Below are 16,769 nucleotides of genomic sequence, written 5' to 3'. Positions count from 1 at the left end.
TAATTCGACCATCTATTCAGAATAATAAATACTGATAAATTTTTTTGGATGTCCTTTGTCTTGTGTCTTACATCTTAAGTCCTTCTAGTATGTTTCGAGATAAAGTAGAGGCGTTTATGCGCCAGTTTCAGAAAGACCTTTGCCAGGCCCTCGAAGAGTGCGACGGTGGAGCCACGTTTAATGCCGATGAGTGGCAGCACGAAGGCGGCGGCGGTGGTATTTCCCGTGTGATCGAGAATGGCAATGTGCTGGAAAAAGGAGGCGTTAACTTTTCTGCTGTGCAGGGCGAACTTTCGCCTCAGTTTCTGAAAATGCTGCAGATGCCCGACCCTGCTTATTTTGCTACTGGCGTTTCAGTGGTAATGCACCCGCACAGCCCTATGGTGCCCATCACACACATGAACGTGCGCTATTTTGAGGCCGGCAACGGACAGGCATGGTTTGGTGGTGGCATCGACCTCACCCCTATTTACCTTGACCTGGCGCAGGCGCGTTCGTTTCATGAACAAATGAAAGCTGTGTGCGACAAACATCACCCGAGTTACTATCCGGAGTTTAAAAAGTGGGCCGACGATTACTTCTACAACGAGCACCGTGAAGAGACACGTGGCGTTGGCGGCATTTTCTTCGACAGGCTGATGGCTACCGATGAGATCAGTCTTGAAGACCGCTTTGCCTTTGTACAGGACGTGGCCTATGCTTTTATCCCATACTATACTTCTATCATCAACCAGAACCGCGGCTTGCCTTACGGTGAGCGTGAAAAGCAGTGGCAACTTATACGCCGTGGCCGCTATGTGGAGTTTAACCTGGTGTATGACCGTGGCACTAAGTTCGGTTTGTTGACCAAAGGCAGAATAGAGTCTATTTTGATGAGCTTGCCTACGCATGCCTCCTGGCATTATAATTTTATACCTGAGCCTGGCAGCGCCGAAGAAAAAACGCAGGCTTACCTTAAAAAAGACATTGACTGGCTGCACGTGCAGTAAACCTGGATGGAGACACTCGAGCAACTGGATAAAGAGCTATTTCTATACCTGAACGACATGCAAAGCCCGTTCTGGAACAACATAATGGTGTTTGTTTCGGAGAAGCTGGTTTGGATACCTTTTTACCTGGGGTTGATAGTATACCTGGTGTGGCGCTACCGGAGGCAGAGCATTCTGATGTTGGTCATGGTGCTGATCGCCATTGGCTTATCAGATTTTATTGCCTCTGGCATTTTTAAGCCATACTTTGCCAGGCTGCGCCCCTGCCACGACGCCTCGCTTTCGGAATTTGTAAACATCGTGGAAGGTTGCGGTGGGCAGTTTGGCTTTATGTCGTCGCATGCTGCCAACAGCTTTGCACTGGCAGTTTTCTTTAATCTTATACTTTCCGACAGATACGCAGTTTTTAAGGTGGTGCTTATTGTATGGGCAGTGGTTGTGTCGTACAGCCGCATTTACCTGGGTGTGCATTACCCCGGCGATGTGATTGGCGGGGCCCTTTTAGGCTCTTTTCTGGCTTATGTTTGCTCACTTGGTTATACTATACTTCTGAACAAATACCCATCTTTTGTGCGTTAAACTTTTACCACACAGCCCTGTTTCCATTGTGGTAAATCAAAGCACGTATTTTGCGCACATTACGCTATACTTTTATACTTTTTTGCTGTCTTTTTTTTGCAACTGGTAACACAATTGTTGCGCAGCAAGCCTTTACGCTTTCCGGCCATATTTCAGATGCGCAGTCTGGCGATGCCCTTGCCGGTGCCACGCTGTTTCTGAAAGAAAGGCACGAAAACGGCACTGTCACGGATGTTAGTGGCATGTATACCCTTACGGCTCCTCCTGGCTCATATACTCTTGTTATTCGTTATTTAGGTTATGACGACCTGGAAAGAACCGTATCGCTTAACCGCAACAGGCAGCTGGATATAGAATTGAAGCCCAAAAGTATAGGCGTACAAGAGGTGGAGATTGTAACCAACCGTCAGCCACCTATCACGCAAGGCACTGCCATGGGCCAGTTGGATATTCCACTGGAGACCATTAAAACACTTCCGGTATTGTTTGGTGAGATCGATATTCTGAAGACCATACAACTCATGCCTGGCGTGCAGTCTGGTGGCGAAGGGAACACGGGGTTTTACGTGCGTGGTGGTGGTCCCGACCAAAACCTGGTCATGCTGGATAAGGCCACGATCTACAATCCCGGTCACCTGCTCAATTTCTTCTCTGTATTCAACAGCGACGCAATCGAAAACACCACTTTAATTAAAGGCAGCATGCCGGCAAAGTATGGCGGCAGGTTGTCGTCGGTGCTGGATGTGGAGATGAAAGACGGCAGCATGACAGATTTTAGCGCCGACGGCGGAATCGGATTGATCGCCTCCCGCCTTACCGTGCAAGGCCCGATTGCCAAAGAAAAAGCCTCGTTTATACTTTCAGGACGCAGGACATATATAGATGTACTCACAGACCCATTCCTGAAAAACACAGAGCAGGGCGGCGTGCCATACTTTTTCTATGACCTGAACGGTAAACTAACTTATACTTTATCAGATAAAGACAGGCTCTACCTGAGTGGCTACTATGGCCGCGACAAAGGCACGCTAAACTTATCAGACGGACGCTTCACTTCAGACTTTTATTGGGGAAATGCCAGTGCCACAGCCCGTTGGAACCATCTCTTCAGCGATAAATTATTTATGGACGCCACGGCATTGCTCAGTAACTATAATTTTGAATTTACCTGGGAATACGGTGGTTATACTACTGTGCTCGAAACAGGCGTCCGGGATTACAGTTTCAACCTGGATTTTGATTATACGCCCAACGTAAGACATCACCTGCAGTATGGTTTGCAGTATACTTATCATACTTTAAGGCCGCGTACCGGCGAAGCAGAAGGCGTAGATGGTGATGCTTTCTTCACAAACCGCATCAGGCCAAAGTATGCCCACGAAACTGCGCTGTATATCTCCGATGACTGGAACCTGACGGATAAACTTTTACTGAACCTTGGTTTGAGAAGCAGTTATTTTACTCAGGTCGGTCCCTTTAGCCTGTACCGGTTTAACCAGAACGAACAGGTTACCGATTCCACCAATTTCCGCGACAATGAAACGGTAAAGTCGTTCCATAACCTGGAGCCACGGGTGGGCTTGCGTTACTCCATCAACAGCAAGTCTTCTTTAAAAGCCGCTTTTACTCGTTCCGCACAATACCTGCACCTGGTTTCGAATGCCTATACTACATTGCCGCTGGATGTGTGGGTGCCTAGTTCTGCCATTGTAAGACCGCAGTTGGCAACGCAGTATGCTTTGGGTTATTTCAGAAGTATGCTGGACAACCAGTTTGAGGGCTCTGTTGAAGTATATTACAAAGACATGGAGAACCAACTGGAGTACCGGGAGGGTTTTGTTCCTGGCCCCAGTAACCGCGATCTGGAATACGAGTTTGTTAGCGGATCGGGGCAGTCATATGGCGTGGAGTTATTTCTGAGAAAGAATTTCGGGAATCTGCAGGGATGGATAGGGTATACTTTATCACGGACAACACGCACTTTCCCGGATCTGAATGATGGCGAAACCTTCCCTGCCCGATTCGACAGGCGCCATGATCTTTCGGTAGTGGCCAACTATAAACTCAATGATAAATGGACCTTTGGCGGCTCTTTTGTGTACGGCACAGGTCAGGCTACCACACTGCCATCGCGCAGGTATTTTATTGAAGGAAACGTGGTGTACCAGTACGGCGACAGAAACAGTTTCCGGATGGAGCCAACACACCGCCTGGACCTGGCTGCTACCCTGGAGGCAGGCAAGATCAAGAATATCCGGAACAGCTTTACTTTTTCGATTTACAACGTGTATGGTCGCCGTAACCCGTTTTTATACTTCATAGACAACGAAGGATTAGCCTACAGCGAAGAGATCAAGCTGCAGGCCAAAAAAGTATCGATCATTCCGTTTCCATTGCCATCGGTAACCTGGAATTTCAGCTGGAAATAACATGAAGCATCTACCTGTTATACTTTTGCTCATACTGCTGGGGCTTAGCGGCTGCGAAGAGAACTTGACACTGGACATACCGGAAGGTGAGCCGCAGTTGGTAGTGGAAGGCCATATTGAGCAGGGCACCCATCCGATTGTGGTATTAACCCGTTCCGTGCCTGTTTTTGCCGATGTATCTGCAGCCACTTTAGAGAATGCCTTTGTGCATAATGCGCAAGTAACCGTAAGTACTGGCGATAAAACATATACCTTGCAGGAACTGCCTTCAGCGGCTTTTTCAAAGGAGCTTAAAGAGCAACTTGCAATACAGTTTGGCATTTCTGAAAAACTATTAAACGGTAGCAGCGGATTTCCATTTTACATTTACACCACCACTGAATTAAAAGGCGAGTTAGGAAAAAGCTACAGGCTCAGGATCAGCCATGAGGGTAAAGTTTTAACGGCTGTTACCACAATACCGAATATCAATCCTATTGATTCCCTCTGGACAGCGCCTCACCCGGACCCTCAGGAGGACAGCCTTCGGGTGCTCATGTATAAGTATACCGATCCGGACACCCTGGGAAATAGTGTGCGTTATTTTACAAAGCGAAACAGCGAACCATTTTACCCGGGTTTACTCGGTTCTGTGTTTAACGATGAGCTTATAAACGGAAGCTCTATCTCTTTTCCGTTAGACAGAGGCGAGCCACGCGGCCAAAAAGAAATCAACCGCGACCTTTATGGGTACTTTGGGAAAGGCGATACCGTGATTGTAAGATGGGCTGCCATTGACCTGGCTCATTTCCGTTTTTGGAGCACCCTGGAAAGCGAGCAAAACAGCAACGGCAGCCCTATTGGTTCGCCAAATACGACACGGTCAAATATTAAGGGCGGCCTGGGCATTTGGGGGGGCTATGGGGTTACGTATCATGGTATTGTGATTGAGTGAGTGAAAGGGTCAGAAGCAGGTTTTAGCCAAAGCTGAGGGGTTGACAGTTAGCGCAATTGTTATTCTGTCTTCTTATCTAGCTGCTAATTATCCTCAGTCTTAATAGTCTACAGTTTTATAGTTTACTTTGGTGCGCTCAAGGCCGCGTGGCCTCGCCTTCGGGCATCACGCGGTGTACCTGAAGCTGCCGGGGGAAGGGGCCCTCTTTAGCTCTGCTCCGGCTACCTCACTCCGTTCGGCACCGCAACAGCTACAAGGCGCTCTTTATCGAGGGCCCCTTCCCCCACCCAAAGGCTGGGATGGACACTTCTTCGTAAGCAACTTTTGCAGCTGGAGAAATAGTTGAAATCAGATTTGTAGGGACAGGTCGCGACCTGTCCGTGGAACGCTGTAAGCCATGAAACTTATACTTCCCTTCTGTAACGGCCGAGATTCCCCTCTTGAGAGGGGTAGGGGTGTGTCAATCGTTTACTGAAAACTCCCTCCCCTGTTCTTAAGAAATGGTTGGGGTGAGGTAAATTCGCAGAGGTGGTTTTAATAGGAACTGCAAAAAATTCACTCATGCACTCACCCACTCATTCAAAATTAATTTTTCCCCAACAACCTGGCAACATACTTCCCAATGATATCAAACTCGAGATTCACGACATCACCGGGTTTAACAGTATGCAAGTTGGTATGCTCGTGTGTATAAGGTATAATGGCAACCGAAAAGGAATTTTCTTTTGAGTTGAAGACCGTCAGGCTAATACCATTCACACAAATTGAGCCTTTCTCTACGGTTACATTACCCAGACTGGCATCGTAGCTGAAAGTGAAGATCCAGCTGCCATTCTCATCCACCACCGATTCGCAAATACCCGTCTGGTCTACGTGGCCCTGCACCACGTGTCCGTCGAAACGACCATTGGCCTGCATGCAGCGTTCCAGGTTCACTTTATCACCAGCCTTCAGGTTGTTCAGGTTGGTCTTTTTCAGGGTCTCATCGATGGCAGTTACCGTATAAACATCTTCATTTATACTTACCACAGTAAGGCAAACACCGTTGTGGGCAAGACTCTGGTCAATCTTCAACTCATTTGTGAAAGGGCAGGTAAGCGTAAAGTGTTTATTCGTGTCTTCCTGGCGTATATCGGTTACCTGGCCTAATGCCTCTATTATTCCTGTAAACATGGTTTGCGTGTTTGTGAAGTTCAAATTTACAAGCTTTCTATACTTTGAGCAGGATTTTAAGCTATTTTGATGTACGTTTTATACTTTGGTTGCTTATTTTCGCAAATAACTTATTAATTGCCTTTGAGTAAGTATAAGTTGAGAGTGGAATTATCAACCAAGGCTACTAATATTAACCCAATGCAGACAGACTCTTACAGACACCGTGGCATGCGCCGTGCTTTAATAAACCAGTTGCGCGAAAAAGGCATACGCGATGAACGTGTTTTAGCTGCTATTGAGGCTGTTCCGCGCCACTTTTTCTTTGAAAAGGCTTTTCTGGAGCAGGCCTATCAGGACAAAGCCTTCCCGATTGGTGAAGGACAGACCATTTCCCAGCCTTATACAGTGGCTTTCCAGACAGAACTTCTGCAGCTAAGACCCGGCGATAAGGTATTGGAGATCGGAACCGGCTCTGGTTACCAATGCACGGTGCTTTTGCAAATTACCCCGCATGTGTATACCATCGAGTATAACCGCGCCTTGTATGAAAAAGCGCAACTCTTCTTTAAAAAGTATGGCTTACAGCCGCATGCTTTCCACGGCGATGGCTCTTTAGGCTTGCCACAGCACGCGCCTTATGATAAGATAATTGTAACAGCAGGTGCGCCCGGCGTGCCCAAAGCGCTAGTGCAGCAGCTGACCATAGGTGGTTGTTTAGTGATACCGGTTGGCAGCGAAAGCAGCCAGAAAATGCTGCGCATAACACGCGTAGAGGAAAACGAATTTACAAAAGAGGAATTCTCCAGCTTCAAATTTGTGCCTTTGCTGGGTAAATCCGGTTGGGAGTCGGAGCGTTTTTAAGTAACGTAGTTTCCTTTTCATCACCTATACTTAACAAAGTATATTTTATGCTTTGCCTGCAGAAGCGTATCTTTGTGCCAACAATTAAGGCATAAGTAAAATGCGTAAACAGAAAAAAGTACAGGATTCTTACGTTATCATGACGGAACTGGTATTGCCAAACGATACCAATACATTGCATAACCTGATGGGTGGCCGCATGATGCACTGGATGGACATTGTATCAGCGATCGCTGCGCAGAAGCACTCTAACCGCATTGTGGTTACGGCATCTGTAGATAACGTTTCTTTCTCTGAAAGTATAAAATTAGGTAACGTGGTTACACTTGAGGCAAAAGTGACACGCGCCTTCAACTCCTCTATGGAAGTACACATTGTAGTGTATGCAGAGGATATCCCAAGCGGTAAAAAAGTAAAATCAAACCAGGCCTTCTTCACCTTTGTGGCCGTTGACCAGCTGGGCAACCCGATTGATGTTCCGGAAGCGATACCTGAAACAGAAGAAGAGATCAGGCTTTATGATGGTGCATTGCGTCGCCGTCAGTTGCGTTTGGTACTTGCCGGACGTATGCAACCAAGCGAGGCAAATGAGCTTCGTTCTATATTCGACATCAAAGAAGAGGCACAAGGGTAGTTTTAAAGTATGGCAGGATTACAGGCAGACCAGCTTAGCGGTGAGTTTTTGAAGAACTTTATTCCCGAAACCATTTACCTGGTTGACGGGGATATGCCTGTGCATCCTGAGCCAGAACAGGAAACTACGAAGCAGGCTGAAACACCTGCAAGTGAAATTCCTGCTGTGCAAACAGAAGCACCGGTGCCAACAGCCCAGCAGAAACCGAAGCCTACCCCTAGCCTGCCCAAGCTTCCAGCTACTGCGCAAACAGACAAGCCTGCAAAGTATAAAACGCTTGGTGAAAACCAGAAAGGGGTAGTTATACTTGTTACCCTGCCAGAAGAGGAGTTTACAAAGTTGCCGCAGCTGGAGTTTCTGAACAAGATTTTGGGGGCTATAGGGTTAAAGCCAACTGATGTTGCCTATCTGAATAACGTTTCTGGAGCCATTGCCAGGTTCGAGGACATGCAGCAGGAACTGGAAGTGAACTACATCATCAGCTTTGCCAGCCGTCTCGACACCGATCTACCACACGAAAAGTTCACGCTATACAACCCGGTATTAGTTGGTAATGTGCCGGTACTATTCTCGCAGGCTTTGGCTATGCTGGAGCATGATGTAGAGCATAAAAAGCTACTGTGGGGGGCACTGCAAAAGGTCTTTAACCGGTGATTAAGGTTGATTTTAATGATTTAGCGGTGAGTAGTTAAACTGTTTTGCAGAGACGCAATACTTTGCGTCTTTCTTTAACATACCGGATCGATAAACAACTTTATCTACTGAATAGAATTAAAAAAGAGAGCGGCCTTTCACATCAGAAGGGCCGCTCTCTTTTTATACTTGGTTTATCAGCATTATTTCAGAAGGCTGGCTAATTTCTCTTCCAGTGCATCTCCTCTTAGTCCTTTAGCAATTATCTTACCTTGCGGGTCTACCAAAACTGTTTGTGGGATGGCTGTAACGTTGTAAAGATGCGCGGCGCTGCTCTCCCACCCTTTCAGGTCAGAAACATGCGGCCAGGTTAGCTTGTCTTTTTCAATGGCAGCCAGCCATTTGTCTCTGTTCTGGTCAAGCGACACGCCAAATATCTCGAAGCCTTTGCCTTTATACTTGTTGTACATTTTTACCACGTTCGGGTTCTCTACGCGGCATGGTCCGCACCAGCTTGCCCAGAAGTCAATCAAAACATACTTGCCTCTAAGCGACGAAAGCGACTTGGTGCCACCATCAGGTGTAGGTAGCGAGATGTCCGGCGCCGTCTGGCCAATAGCCGTAGAACGAAGTGGCTTCAGACGATCATTCAGCCTCTTGGTGTACTGAGAGTTCGGGATGTTTTGCGTGTACAGGTTAGCCATACTGTCGGCAAAAGCAAAATCGTTTACAGGGTCAATAAGGCTTGCCGTACCGAAGGCAGACACGATGGAAGCCGGGTGCTGCGCCAGGAAATTCTTTGTTTCCTTTTGCATTGCCTGGTACTCCTGACGTATTTTCTCAGCTTCTTCCTCGTTGCCGTTTTGCATAGCCTGGTTAAAGCGCTGCTCCATTTCCATCTGCTTCATGCGGTTCTCATTCACCAGCTTGTTCAGCTTCTGGAAAAGCACTGATTCTTCAGAGCCTTCTATCTGCACCGTACCATTCAGGTCTTTGGCGTCGGCGTTTAACTTAATTTTACCGCTATCCAGCACCACCATTACACCGTTTTGCTGATCTAGGGCAATACGGTAAAAGGTTGGCTCTTCCACACTTCCTTCAAATTTGAAAGTACCGTCTTTGTCGATCTGGGCTGTATCGCGTGGTATAAATTGCTGTTCACCCAGCTCATAGAGGTATACCGGGCCGGCTGCAGCATTTTCAAACTTACCCTGGATTACATAGCCACCAGCCTCGTTGGAGGTAGACTCTTTGCCCTGGCAAGCTGCCAGAAGCACAGCGGCAGATGCGGCAAATACGAACTTTTTCAATTTCATAGATTTGAGTTTATGCGTTTAGTCCTGCTTGTAACAATTGGTTGGCCAGCTTAGGGTCCGCTTTCCCTTTCGTCTTCTTCATGATCTCACCCATAAACATACCCACCAGAGACTTCTTACCTGCCTTATACTCCTCTACTTTGGCTGGGTTTGCAGCCAGTACTTCATTAACGATCTGGGCAAGCTCGTCGGTATTCGACTCCTGCAATAAGTTTTGCTCTTCGGCTACCTTTAGTGCAGTAGCATCTGGGTGCTCCAGCATGTACGGGAAAATCTGTTTGGCGGCAATCGAGTGGCTTACCTTATTTTCATCTACCAGCGTGATAAGTTGCGCAATCTGCTCCGGTGCAAGCGGGAAGTCGTTGATATGCAACTGCAACTCATTTAAGTATGACTTCACAGGACCCATCATCCAGTTAGAGGCTGCTTTGTAGTTAGTAGTCTCTTTGCAGAGCTCCTCAAAGTATAAAGCAATCTCTTTGGCATCGGTCAATACAGCGGCATCATACTCTGGCAAGCCCAGCTCATTTACAAAACGGTTGTAAAGCTCTTGTGGCAGGCTCGGCATAGAAGCCTTCACAGTCTCCAACCACTCGTGCTCAATTACAAGCGGTTGCAGATCCGGCTCCGGGAAGTAACGGTAATCGTTCATGGTTTCCTTGGAACGCATAGCCGTGGTAGTGCCTGTGTTGGCATCAAAGTTACGCGTTTCTCCGTCTACCTTTCCGCCGTTCTCCAGCACCATAATCTGGCGCTCAATCTCGTGCTCAATGGCACGCTGCACGTTACGGAACGAGTTCATGTTTTTCACCTCTACCTTGGTACCCCAAAGCGGAGAATCCTTTAGCATCACCGAGATGTTGGCATCGCAACGAAGCGAGCCTTCTTCCATGTTACCGTCGCAGATGTCAAGGTACTTCACCAGGCGCTTCACTTCCATCAGGTAGTTATATGCCTCTACAGAGTCACGAATGTCTGGTTCAGATACGATCTCGATAAGCGGTACACCGGCACGGTTAAAGTCTACCAATGTTTCAATCTCACCAGGCAAGTGCATCGATTTACCGGCATCTTCCTCCATGTGGATGCGGGTGATGCCAATGCGCTTATCGTTACCCTCTGCATCTTTAATCATGATATGACCGGCAGTACAGATAGGCGTTTTGTCTTGTGTGATCTGGTAGCCTTTCGGAAGGTCTGGGTAGAAGTAGTTTTTGCGAGCGTAGATGTTGTATCGGGTTATCTCACTTTTAGTAGCAATGCCCATCTTCACAGCCATCTCCACAACTTTTTTGTTAACGCGTGGCAGCGTACCTGGGTGGCCAAGGGTAATGGCACTTAGGTTCGTGTTCGGCATCATGCCATACTCAGTAGAGTCTGAAGAGTATGCTTTGCTCTCCGTTAAAAGCTGCGCGTGCACTTCCAGACCGATAATCGCCTGGTATTTATCTCTTATTGCTTTATCCATTGTATTAATGATTAATGAATAGTGACTAATGAGTAATTAATGTGCATTTCCCATTAGTCACCATTCATTATTGATTAATCATTATTAATTCGTCATTGATTTAACTAATTCTACCGCCTTACCAGGTACTGCTGCAAGGCCAGCTGTATTCTTACCACCAGCAGTTGCATAGAACGGCTGACCACCGCCACCACCTTGTATTTCCTTGGCAAGTTCGCGTACCATCTGGCTGGCATTCATATTCTTTTCAGCAACCAGGTTATCCGAAAGCATTACCGCGATCTGTGGCTTACCGTCTATCTCAGCAGCAAGCACCAACACCAGATTATCTACCACCTGACGCATGTCGAAAGCAAGTTTCTTCAAATAATCCGATGAGCTAACCTCTATCTTCTCCGCTACTAAGTTGATGCCGTTCAGCTGCTGTGCATTTTGCGCCAGCGTATCTTTCAGGCTACCCAATTGCTTTAGTTCATACTGCTCCAGCTGCTTCTGAAGAGCTTTATAATCATCCTGCAGCTTCTGTACGGCACCCGAAACATTGCTCTGCGTGTTCATTACCTCGCGTACAGCGTTCAGCTCGTTTACCTGCTGCTGCATGTAATCTTCCGCTGCTGCACCGGTAATAGCCTCTATACGACGAACACCCGCTGCCACAGAACTTTCAGACACGATCTTAAAGTAACCGATATTACCTGTGTTCAGCACGTGTGTACCACCGCAAAGTTCTACTGAGTGGTCTTCTCCGAAAGAAATTACACGCACAAAGTCGCCATACTTCTCACCGAACAGGGCCATGGCACCCATCTTCTTCGCTTCCTCAATAGGCACGTTACGGCTTTCATCCAGTGGAATAGACTGGCGAACACGCTCGTTTACCATGTGCTCAATCTGGCGAAGCTCTGCCTCCTCTACTTTCGCAAAGTGTGAGAAGTCGAAACGCAATAGTTTCTCGTTAACCAGTGAGCCGCGCTGTTGCACGTGGTCACCTAAAGCAGACCTTAAGGCTGCATGCAGTAAGTGTGTAGCAGAGTGGTTTTTACGAATTAAGTTACGACGCTCAGAATCAATCTCAGCTCTAAAATTAGCCTCTACATTTTGAGGTAGCTTAGAAGTGATATGAAGTATAAGGTCGTTCTCTTTCTTTGTGTCCAGTACCTCAATTTGCTCTGACTCAGAGATAAGGTAACCGGTATCACCTACCTGTCCGCCACTCTCGGCATAGAAAGGTGTTTTGTCCAGCACAATGTGGTACTCGTTCTTATTCTTAGCCTTTACTTGACGGTAACGCACGATGTGCGAAGCTGAAGTATCGCAGTCGTAACCGATGAACTCGTTTACCACGTCTGGCTGAAGTATAACCCAGTCACTTTGTTCTGTGGCAGAGGCATTGCGAGAGCGGTTCTTCTGCTGCTCCATCTCTACACCAAAGCCAGCCTCATCAACTGTAAAGCCTTTTTCACGGGCAATCAGGGCGGTAAGGTCCAGCGGGAAACCGAAGGTATCGTAGAGTTCGAAGGCGGTTTTGCCATCGATGGTGTTGTTGTTCTGCTTAAAGCTTTCCTCTAAGACATCCAGACGCTTCAGACCGTTCTCAAGCGTTCTTAGGAAAGCATTCTCTTCCTCCTCGATCACACGCTGTACAAAGCTTAGCTGCTGCTTTAGCTCCGGGAAGATATGTGCCGTTTGATCAGCCAGAACTTCGGCCAGTTTGTAAAGGAAAGGCTTTTTAAAATCAAGGAAAGTAAAGCCATAACGCACCGCACGACGCAGAATGCGACGGATCACATAACCAGCTTTGTTGTTGGACGGCAGCTGTCCATCGGCAATGGTGAAGGCAATGGCACGAATGTGGTCAGATATTACACGAATCGCAATGTCTGTTTTCTCGTTTTCGCCATAGGTTACGCCAGCCTCTTTGGCAACATACTGGATAAGCGGCTGGAAAACATCGGTGTCATAGTTAGAACGCTTGCCCTGGATAGCCATACACAAACGCTCGAAGCCCATACCGGTATCCACGTGCTGTGCAGGCAGTTTTACCAGAGAGCCATCAGCCAGGCGGTTAAACTCCATAAACACGTTATTCCAGATCTCAACGACCTGTGGGTGGTCGTTGTTCACTAAAGTCTTACCGTCTACTTGAGCGCGTTCCTCATCCGTACGTAAGTCAACGTGTATCTCCGAGCAAGGACCGCACGGGCCGGTATCACCCATCTCCCAGAAGTTGTCTTTCTTGGAGCCCATCAGGATACGATCCTCAGCGATCATAGATTTCCAAATGTTAAAGGCATCCTGGTCCATTGGCAGGTTTTCAGAATCATCGCCCTGGAAAACTGAAACGTATAGTCTGTCTTTGGGCAGCTTGTATACTTCCGTCAGCAGTTCCCAAGACCACTCCAGCGCCTCCTTTTTAAAGTAATCGCCAAACGACCAGTTGCCCAGCATCTCGAACATGGTGTGGTGGTATGTGTCGTAACCTACTTCCTCCAGGTCGTTGTGCTTGCCGCTTACGCGTAGGCATTTTTGGGTATCAGCGATTCGTTTATTTGGTGCAGGTTTATTGCCCAGAAAGTAATCTTTAAACGGCGCCATACCCGAGTTGATAAACATCAGGGTTGGGTCGTCTTTTACCACGATTGGGGCCGAAGGCACGATCTGGTGCTGCTTCGAAGCGAAGAAATCCAGGAACTTTTGTCTAATCTCAGCTGAGTTCATGTATGATTATTAAGCCTTTAGATACTTATGGCTATACTTGTTGTTTAATAACAAAAAATATAGAAATTTTGCCTTAGAGAATCACCCCTGTTTGGTGAGGCTCAAAAAGCTTATTAGAGGCAAAAGTAGCATATTTTAGCCTTAAACCGTAGCATCTGTCCGAAAAATACACAGCTGCTATACTTTAACCGAAGCACAACCATGCCATATAAAGAAAGAGAAATAGAAAAGCAGTACTACACCATCGGCGAAGTTGCCGAAATGTTTGATGTGGCTGCCTCGCTAATACGTTTCTGGGAAACTGAGTTTGAGCAACTTAACCCCAAGAAGAACAAGAAAGGCAACCGCCAGTACACCAAGCAGGATATCGAAACGCTGCGCACCATCTACCACCTGGTAAAAGAGCGTGGTTATACCATACAAGGCGCCAAGGAGGTACTGAAAAATAAGTCCGTGCAGACCAAGGATAAGATCGAGATCATTGAGTCGCTGGAGAAGGTGAAGGCTTTTTTGGTGGGCATTAAGGATCAGCTGAATACCAAAGCCTAAAAGCTACGTAAGCACTTTACCGTATGGTAGAGGAGCAAAATTTATACGAAGTAGCCCTGACAAAGCTGCCCGGTGTTGGCGCCCAGCTAACACGGCAGTTGGTGAGCTATTGTGGCTCGCCGAAAGCGGTGTTTGAGGCCAATGCCGCCAAGCTCAGCAAAGTGCCGGGCATAGGCAATGTACTTCTGAAAAACATACAGGAGGGCGCAAAACATGCGCTATATCAGGCAGAGGAGATTGTAAGGCAGGCTGAAGAACAGGATGTGCAGCTTCTATTTTATACTTCGCCAAAGTACCCCGACAGGCTCAAGCAAATCGCCGATGCCCCTACCCTTTTATTCTTCAAAGGTAACGGCAACCTGAACCAGCGTCGCATCATCAGCATTGTAGGCACCAGACAGATAACCAGTTATGGCACATCTGTAACCGAGAAGATCATCGAAAACCTGAAGCCATATAATGCCCTTATCGTGAGCGGACTGGCATATGGCGTAGATGTTGTTGCACACAGGGCAGCCCTGCAGGCTGGTTTGCCAACGGTTGGCGTAATGGCCAGCGGACCAGATATCGTATATCCTGCCGTACACCGCAAGTATGCAGAGCGTATGCTGGAGCAAGGTGGCTTGCTTACCGAAAATACCTTTGGCACAAAACCCGATGCCCCACGTTTTCCGGCCCGTAACCGTATCATTGCCGGTATGTCGGATTGCACCATTGTAGTAGAGGCTGCCCTAAAAAGCGGCACCCTCATTACCGCAGACCTGGCCCATGGCTATGACAAAGAAGTAATGGCCGTGCCGGGCAACATCACTTCCCCGGTTTCAGAAGGCACCAATTACCTCATCAAATCACTCAAAGCAGTGGCTTATACTTCGGTGCAGGATTTGGTTGAGTTGCTTAACTGGGACCTGGAAGATGAAGCTGCCACAAAAAAATCGAGATCCAAGACATTTGACCCAGCCGAGTTTAACGAGGACGAAATTAAAGTGCTACAAGTGCTGCAACAAAACGGCGAAGAGCACATGGATAACCTCAGCTGGAAATCCCAGATCCCGGTAAGTATGCTGGCCTCCGTACTCTTAGGCCTCGAGTTTAAAGGAATGGTTAAAGCCAAACCAGGGAAGAAATTCGCTCTAATTAGTTAAGAGTTATGAGTTAAAAGTTATGAGTGGTTGTTTTCTCTTCTATATTTCTGTGGGTTAACAATCAGCAATTATCAATTATCAATAAGTACTCCCCGCCATTGTTGGTGTTTTTCACCAATGATTAATCGGTGTTGGCTATAGTACTTGCTGGTGATAATATGCAGCAAGGGCAAGCTGTGCTGATTTTATTAAGCCCTAATCAGACTACAAATAAGAAATAACAATTTCCAATTAACAATTAACAATAAGTACTCTTAACTTTAAACTCATAACTCTTAACTAAAGAAGATGTTGCTTTACAACGGCCAGTTTATACCTGAGCAGGAACTGTGTTTGCCTATAACTAACCGTGCTTTTCAGTATGGTGATGGTTTCTTTGAGACGGTGATGGTTGTAAACGGCAGGTTACGGTTTTGGCCGGACCATTTAGACCGCATGCAGGAAGCAGCCCATGCGCTGCAATTGGAGTTACCAGCATACTTTTGCGAACCGGCATTTGAGCAGCGGCTTTTACAATTGGCCGATGAAAATAGTGCCTTAGAACATGGCCGACTTAAGTTTAAAGTATGGCGTGCTGGTGCTGGGTTGTATACTCCAGAGACAAACCTGATAGATTGGCTTGCAACTGTACAGCCTGCTACTCCCCTGCACCCCGATAGTATAAGTATAGGTATTTGCCAAAATATACGCACCATCTGTTCGCCTTTCTCCCATTTTAAAGGACCAAATGCCCAGATTTATACTTTGGCCGGCCTGGAGAAAAAGCAAACTGGTTTCGACGATATGCTATTGTTGAATGCACAAGGTATAGTTTCAGAGCTAATATCTTCCAATCTCTTTTGGATGATGGACAATAAGCTTTTTACTCCAGCCCTCGATACGGGTTGCGTAAACGGCATTGCCCGAAGAAACTTACTCCGGTGGTGCAGAAAAAACCATATGAAGGTGCATGAGGCTTACTTTTCTCCGCAAAGGCTTCATGATGCACATATAGTGTTTGCTGCCAATGTAACCGGTATCAAAAGTATAGAAAGCATAAATGGAGAGCCACTTCAGCAGGACGAGGCTTTCTTACATCAGCTTCACAGAGATTTATTTTCTGAAGTATAAAAAGAAGGCTGGGTACAAAATAGCCAGATTTTCTTCATTCAGGAACTTTCTCGCTAGCTCAAAACTCTCCGTTTAGGCTAATGCAGAGGAGGGGATTTGACAAACGATTATCATCCCCCTACCCCCTTCAAACATGAATCATCCCGAACTTTTTAACCTAGAGTAATAGCTAAGTTCGTCGAAGAGGTTGGCCAGTGCCAATCGGATGCGGTAAAGCGGCGTGGGAGTGTTCCTGCACCGCTTTCCTGT

Annotated in this window: 14 protein-coding genes; 10 read left to right on the top strand and 4 right to left on the bottom strand. The window is 47.0% G+C overall.

Features of this window, described 5'->3' with window-relative positions; all coding sequences use genetic code 11:
• The first annotated feature begins 89 nt into the window (after positions 1 to 89).
• Genes hemF through AC4BAP_RS18010 form a run of 4 tightly spaced genes read left to right on the top strand, consistent with a single transcriptional unit; the run spans position 90 to position 4,931 of the window.
• Positions 90 to 989 (top strand): oxygen-dependent coproporphyrinogen oxidase, encoded by a 900-nt coding sequence (hemF, locus tag AC4BAP_RS18025; protein WP_490584075.1) that lies wholly within the window; start codon positions 90 to 92, stop codon positions 987 to 989.
• 6 nt (positions 990 to 995) lie between these two features.
• A complete protein-coding gene (locus tag AC4BAP_RS18020) occupies positions 996 to 1,568 on the top strand; it encodes a phosphatase PAP2 family protein (RefSeq protein WP_490584074.1) in 573 nt (190 codons plus the stop codon).
• 50 nt (positions 1,569 to 1,618) lie between these two features.
• On the top strand, positions 1,619 to 3,997 hold the full coding sequence (locus tag AC4BAP_RS18015) for a TonB-dependent receptor (protein WP_490584073.1): 2,379 nt from the start codon (positions 1,619 to 1,621) through the stop codon (positions 3,995 to 3,997).
• A 1-nt stretch (position 3,998) separates the two neighbouring features.
• The gene (locus tag AC4BAP_RS18010; protein WP_490584072.1) at positions 3,999 to 4,931 is read left to right on the top strand and encodes a DUF4249 family protein; all 933 of its coding nucleotides are present in this window, start codon (positions 3,999 to 4,001) and stop codon (positions 4,929 to 4,931) included.
• A gap of 585 nt (positions 4,932 to 5,516) precedes the next feature.
• Here the strand turns inward: AC4BAP_RS18010 and AC4BAP_RS18005 are convergent.
• Positions 5,517 to 6,104 carry a riboflavin synthase gene (locus AC4BAP_RS18005; protein ID WP_490584071.1) on the bottom strand — a complete coding sequence of 196 codons (588 nt, stop codon included), beginning with the start codon at positions 6,102 to 6,104 and terminating at the stop codon, positions 5,517 to 5,519.
• Positions 6,105 to 6,284: 180 nt separating this feature from the next.
• Here AC4BAP_RS18005 and AC4BAP_RS18000 point away from each other — a divergent pair, with 180 nt between their 5' ends.
• The 3 genes from AC4BAP_RS18000 to AC4BAP_RS17990 all read left to right on the top strand — a co-directional run bounded on the left by AC4BAP_RS18000 (position 6,285) and on the right by AC4BAP_RS17990 (position 8,235).
• A complete protein-coding gene (locus AC4BAP_RS18000) occupies positions 6,285 to 6,947 on the top strand; it encodes a protein-L-isoaspartate(D-aspartate) O-methyltransferase (protein WP_490584070.1) in 663 nt (220 codons plus the stop codon).
• Between the two features lie 100 nt (positions 6,948 to 7,047).
• A complete protein-coding gene (locus tag AC4BAP_RS17995; RefSeq protein WP_490584069.1) occupies positions 7,048 to 7,581 on the top strand; it encodes an acyl-CoA thioesterase in 534 nt (177 codons plus the stop codon).
• A gap of 9 nt (positions 7,582 to 7,590) precedes the next feature.
• A complete protein-coding gene (locus AC4BAP_RS17990) occupies positions 7,591 to 8,235 on the top strand; it encodes a hypothetical protein (protein ID WP_490584068.1) in 645 nt (214 codons plus the stop codon).
• 182 nt (positions 8,236 to 8,417) lie between these two features.
• Here the strand turns inward: AC4BAP_RS17990 and AC4BAP_RS17985 are convergent, their stop codons facing one another.
• From AC4BAP_RS17985 to alaS, 3 genes are all read right to left on the bottom strand, one after another.
• On the bottom strand, positions 8,418 to 9,530 hold the full coding sequence (locus AC4BAP_RS17985) for a redoxin domain-containing protein (RefSeq protein ID WP_490584067.1): 1,113 nt from the start codon (positions 9,528 to 9,530) through the stop codon (positions 8,418 to 8,420).
• Between the two features lie 10 nt (positions 9,531 to 9,540).
• Positions 9,541 to 10,998, bottom strand: a complete 1,458-nt coding sequence (gatB, locus tag AC4BAP_RS17980; RefSeq protein ID WP_490584066.1) for an Asp-tRNA(Asn)/Glu-tRNA(Gln) amidotransferase subunit GatB — start codon at positions 10,996 to 10,998, stop codon at positions 9,541 to 9,543.
• 84 nt (positions 10,999 to 11,082) lie between these two features.
• Positions 11,083 to 13,716 carry an alanine--tRNA ligase gene (gene alaS, locus AC4BAP_RS17975; RefSeq protein WP_490584065.1) on the bottom strand — a complete coding sequence of 878 codons (2,634 nt, stop codon included), beginning with the start codon at positions 13,714 to 13,716 and terminating at the stop codon, positions 11,083 to 11,085.
• A 201-nt stretch (positions 13,717 to 13,917) separates the two neighbouring features.
• Here alaS and AC4BAP_RS17970 point away from each other — a divergent pair, with 201 nt between their 5' ends.
• The 3 genes from AC4BAP_RS17970 (at position 13,918) to AC4BAP_RS17960 (ending at position 16,520) form a co-directional block, all read left to right on the top strand.
• Positions 13,918 to 14,265, top strand: a complete 348-nt coding sequence (locus AC4BAP_RS17970) for a MerR family transcriptional regulator (protein WP_490584064.1) — start codon at positions 13,918 to 13,920, stop codon at positions 14,263 to 14,265.
• Positions 14,266 to 14,288: 23 nt separating this feature from the next.
• The gene (dprA, locus tag AC4BAP_RS17965) at positions 14,289 to 15,410 is read left to right on the top strand and encodes a DNA-processing protein DprA (protein ID WP_490584063.1); all 1,122 of its coding nucleotides are present in this window, start codon (positions 14,289 to 14,291) and stop codon (positions 15,408 to 15,410) included.
• Positions 15,411 to 15,698: 288 nt separating this feature from the next.
• The gene (locus AC4BAP_RS17960) at positions 15,699 to 16,520 is read left to right on the top strand and encodes an aminotransferase class IV (protein ID WP_490584062.1); all 822 of its coding nucleotides are present in this window, start codon (positions 15,699 to 15,701) and stop codon (positions 16,518 to 16,520) included.
• Positions 16,521 to 16,769: the final 249 nt, after the last annotated feature.

The sequence above is a fragment of the Pontibacter sp. GD7 genome (assembly GCF_058216375.1).
Note: the sequence above shows the minus strand (reverse complement) of the source record. Positions and strands in the feature narration are given on the sequence as shown.